The organism is Nonomuraea sp. NPDC049784 (genome assembly GCF_040659615.1).
Lineage (GTDB): Bacteria > Actinomycetota > Actinomycetes > Streptosporangiales > Streptosporangiaceae > Nonomuraea.
Genome location: NZ_JBFAMX010000792.1, coordinates 1 through 3,972 on the forward strand (window position 1 = coordinate 1; position 3,972 = coordinate 3,972).

The window sequence follows — 3,972 nt, forward strand, 5'->3', positions numbered from 1 at the left end:
GACCGCGCGAAGCGCGGCTTGGCCTTCGCGCGGACAGGACCCCATGGCAGGCTCCAGACGAGCGGCGGGGCACCCCGAAACCCCTCCACATGGTCGGCGTCACAGTCCCGGGTCGGCGCCCAGCACGGCCCTTGCCAGGGAGCATGCCGCCGGGTCGGCGCGTAGCTTGGCCAGCGCTCGAGCCGCTATGACGTGGATGCGTTGCCGGCTGAGGCCGAACTCCTGGCTGGTTTCCGTCGGCGAGCGTGGGCGGCCGTCCACCAGCCCGTAGCGCAGGGACAGGATGCGCGCTTCTCTCTCTGTCAGCAGTGTGAGCAGGTCACGGACCTGCATCAATGCCATAGACGTGCTGATCTGCTCGGCAAGGTCGTAGGTGATCCCGTCGAGGTCTCGTTGGGGGATGAGCTCGCCCAGTTCGTCGCTGTCGTCCTCCTCGTGCAGCGGCTGATTGAGGCTGATCGACCACTGGGCCATGGCACGCAACCGGACGATGTCAGAAACGGGCAGGTCAGCTGCCCGCGCCAGCTCGTCCGGGGTTGCTTCATGCCCAAGGTCGGCCTGCAGGTATCGCTCCTGCCTGTCCAGGTCGGCCAGCCGCTCGTGAATGTGGCTGGGCAGCCGGAAGGCGAATGCGGCAGTGCGATCCTGCAGCCCTCGCATGATCGCTTGCTGAATCCGCACGACGGCGTAGGTGGAGAACTTGGCCCCTTTGGTGTAGTCGAACTTCTCCACCGCCCGCAGCAGCCCGAAGTTGCCCTCGGCGATGAGGTCGGGATAATCCATGCCTCGTCCCCGATAACGCCAGGCGACGAACGGCACCAGCCGCGCGTTGGCTTCGATCATCTGCCGGTGGGCTGCTTGACCGTCGGCGCGGATCTGCTCCAGCTCTTCCGGCGCGTACCGGTGGTCATTGCCGCTGGTGCCCAGCAGGTGCGCCGCATACACGCCGGCCTCGATCCGCTTGGCGAGGACCACCTCCTCCTCAGCCTTCAGGAGCGGGAAAGCGCGCAAGCTTCGGAGGTAGTGCTCTTCGCAGTCCAGCAGGTAGTCGTTGCCCCGGCCCGGCGCGCCGACGCTCAGCATGGCTGGTCAGGCGACGGCCCCAGGCGCGGGAAGGTGTCGGTGGCTCGCGCGAGCAACTGCCGCTGCCGATCCTGCATTCGTGCGAACTGGCGCGGGCTAAGACCCATCTGTGCGGCCAGACGCAGCACCTCGATATTGCGGTCGCCAGGCTTGATCTGCTGGGCCCGGTCGAGAGCCACCTGGGCCAACGGGCCATCACCGGCCCTCAGCGCGAAGTAGGCGGTGAGCAAGGCGGGCCCGAATGCGTCCTGGGAAGGGACAAGCCGAGTGACACCGCTCCACAACCGGAGGTGATCGGTCACCGCCCATGTCGTCAGCAGGGTGGCGGCGGTGTCTCGGACCAGTTTGGAAGAGGCCAGCACTCCCAGCCAGGCCACCTGCTCATCGCTGAGAGCCTGACCTGCGGCCGTCATGTCCAGTGCCCGCTGGATACTGTCCATGGCGTCTATGACATACGGGTGGATGGAGGCCTGCCGCCGCCGGACGAGGTTCCATGCATGCCGGGCGGCCTGGTCCATCTGCCGGCGTCGCAGGCCAGTGACCGGGTCGAGTTGGTGGGCGAAGGCCACGCTGTCCTTGGGCGAGGCCAGACCGAGCATGGCCGCGTAGGCGGCGGTGGCGGAGCTGGCGGGATCGACGGGTTCGCCGTCGGCTCGGCAGCAGTCCGGCTCGCGGCTGCAGAGATAGGACCAGTAGCGGTTGTCCTGGAAGCGCAGCGCCTCGCTGATGCGGATGCCGGTGCCGTCGAGCAGAAACCGGACGACGTCCATGGTGGGCGTGACCTGCTCGTCGGCGCCGTATCCGATCAAGACGACCTGCCGAATCTCCGGCATGCGTCCCAGTACCTGCAGGGTGTGCTGCGCGAGCGCGACCGTGTCGGCGGTACCAGAGGCTGGTAGCGTCTGCTGGATCACACCTTGCGGCTGCTCCTGCCCGGAGAAGGCGAGGACGAGGAGAGCGTGCCGGGGTTGATGCCCGAGAAGGAACGGGACCAGGCCGAGCAGCTCCGCAGGGTCGATCGGGACAAGCGGTTCAAAACAACCATCAAGTGACATGATCAAAGACCTCCTTGGGAAGGGCGTACAGGTCCTTCACCGACCTGCTCAGCGGCGGGAAGAGCCGTTCAGGAACGGGACCATGCGCGGATGAGGGCATGGACGCGGCCAGCGGCTGATCTCTGAGGCGTGGGGGTGCAGAACCTCATGGATGCGGCCCCCGCCCCGAAGGGCGAGGGCCGCGGGGCGATTAGTAGCGGGTGGCGTCGCGGTCGTCCTGGGTGAAGCCGGAGCCACCGCGGGAGAGCATCCGCCCGGCCCGGGTCATGGACTCCTGGGTCTTGTTCGAGCCGTAGGAGAGCGTCATGGCGGGGTCGATGCCTAGGCGGGTGCCGACGGCGATGGCGTCCTGGTCGGCTCCGAGGAAGGAGATCTTCCAGCCGTTGGCGCGTTGGGCCGTGATCAGCTCGTTGACGCGGGCCAGGTCGTATGTCCGGGACACGTTCTCCTCGCCATCGGTCTGGATGGCGAGGAGGATCTCGCCAGGCTGGTCACCTTCCGGCATCTGGTCGATGTGGCCGGCCATACGGCTGATGGTGATGCCGATCGCGTCGAGCAGCGCGGTGTTGCCATCGGGGTGCAGGCGGTAGACGGAGACGGCGTCCAGCGGAACGTATTCGTAGACGATGCGGTGGTCGTCGGCGAAATCGTAGAGGGAAACGAGTGTCTCAGCAGGGTTGGTCTGCTGCTCCTGCAGAAGTGTGACGAGGCCGCGTTCAGCGTCCTTCTTCACCGAGTGCATGGAGTAGGAGCGGTCCATGAGGACAGCGAGGAGGCGACGATTCAGGTTGGGCATGTCGATCCCTTCAAAGGGTTCAGAAGAGCCCGGCACGGGTGTCCGGGCCGGGTGATGCGATGAGTCAGCCGGCGACGAGGCAAGGGGTTTGGCTGCCGCCGGCGTGTCGAAAGGCTTTGGCGAAGCTCTGCAGGACGTCACCGATCCGGTCATGCGAAAAGGGGGCTCTCAGCTGCCGCCCCGACCCACGGCAGCCCCCCCACCAGTGGCAGAGGGGCCGTCGAGGGCAGGCGCCGTCAGACGTGCTGGTTGGCCAGAGCAGGGCCGCAATATGTGCGGCCAGTGCGCGGCTTCGGGCGAGCCCATCCTTTGGCCAAGCCGGGGCGCGCCGAGGTACTAGCTACGGCAAGGAGCTCAGCGAGGCGCGGCGCCGCTGCCGCCACACGATCGGCAGCGCCGCTTCTTGCCTTGAACGTAGCCTCGGCCGACCTTCCAGGTCCGTACCTTCTGTTTGCCTTCGCCCTGGCAGTCGGGGCAAGGCTTGCCGCGCTTGACGAGAAATGACCACATCGCAGGTTCCTAAAGCTGTTGAGAAGGTCGGCGGTCGCTCCTGCCGAACGAGAGGGCTGGACGGGTTGGCTACCGCGGGCGCGAAAAGGCCCCTGGGCCTGGGGCTGCGATGCGGTCGTCAGCGTCGTCCGTCGGCGCGGATGATGTTGGGGAAATGTGTCAGCGATCAGTCCCGCTGGCACGCCGTCCGGCGGGGCCAGCCGGGTGGCGCGTCCGCTACTTGAGCTCAGCAACGAGCGACGCGGAGTATTGATCTCATCGGCCGGTCGTACTGGAGGTAGTCCCCGACCAGGTGACCGGTGTGGCGCTGCGGCGGCGCACGAAAAGAGGGGCCCCAGGCAAAGGCCTGGGGCCTCGATAGCGGTCAACCGCGGGCTGAGCGGCCGGTCGCAGCAGGCGGCGACGGTTCGTCAAGGATGCGCTGGATGCGCCCTGCCGGGAACTCCTCGAGGCTGAGCCATCGGCCGCGTGCCCGTTTGGCTGATCCCCAGCCAGGACCCGAGCCGCGGCCGATGGCTCAGCCTCGAG

The 3,972-nt window shown here is 67.2% G+C and carries 3 protein-coding genes; all 3 read right to left on the bottom strand.

Annotated elements, in window-relative coordinates; genetic code table 11:
* Positions 1-99 precede the first annotated feature (99 nt).
* The 3 genes from AB0J09_RS58525 to AB0J09_RS58535 all read right to left on the bottom strand — a co-directional run bounded on the left by AB0J09_RS58525 (position 100) and on the right by AB0J09_RS58535 (position 2,934).
* On the bottom strand, positions 100-1,083 hold the full coding sequence (locus AB0J09_RS58525) for a sigma-70 family RNA polymerase sigma factor (protein ID WP_360711902.1): 984 nt from the start codon (positions 1,081-1,083) through the stop codon (positions 100-102).
* Entirely contained in the window at positions 1,077-2,138 is a 1,062-nt protein-coding gene (locus tag AB0J09_RS58530; RefSeq protein WP_360711905.1) for a DUF4192 domain-containing protein, read from the bottom strand. Before AB0J09_RS58530 ends, AB0J09_RS58525 begins: the two co-directional genes overlap by 7 nt.
* 190 nt (positions 2,139-2,328) lie before the next feature.
* Entirely contained in the window at positions 2,329-2,934 is a 606-nt protein-coding gene (locus tag AB0J09_RS58535; protein ID WP_360711908.1) for a hypothetical protein, read from the bottom strand.
* Between the last annotated feature and the right edge of the window lie 1,038 nt (positions 2,935-3,972).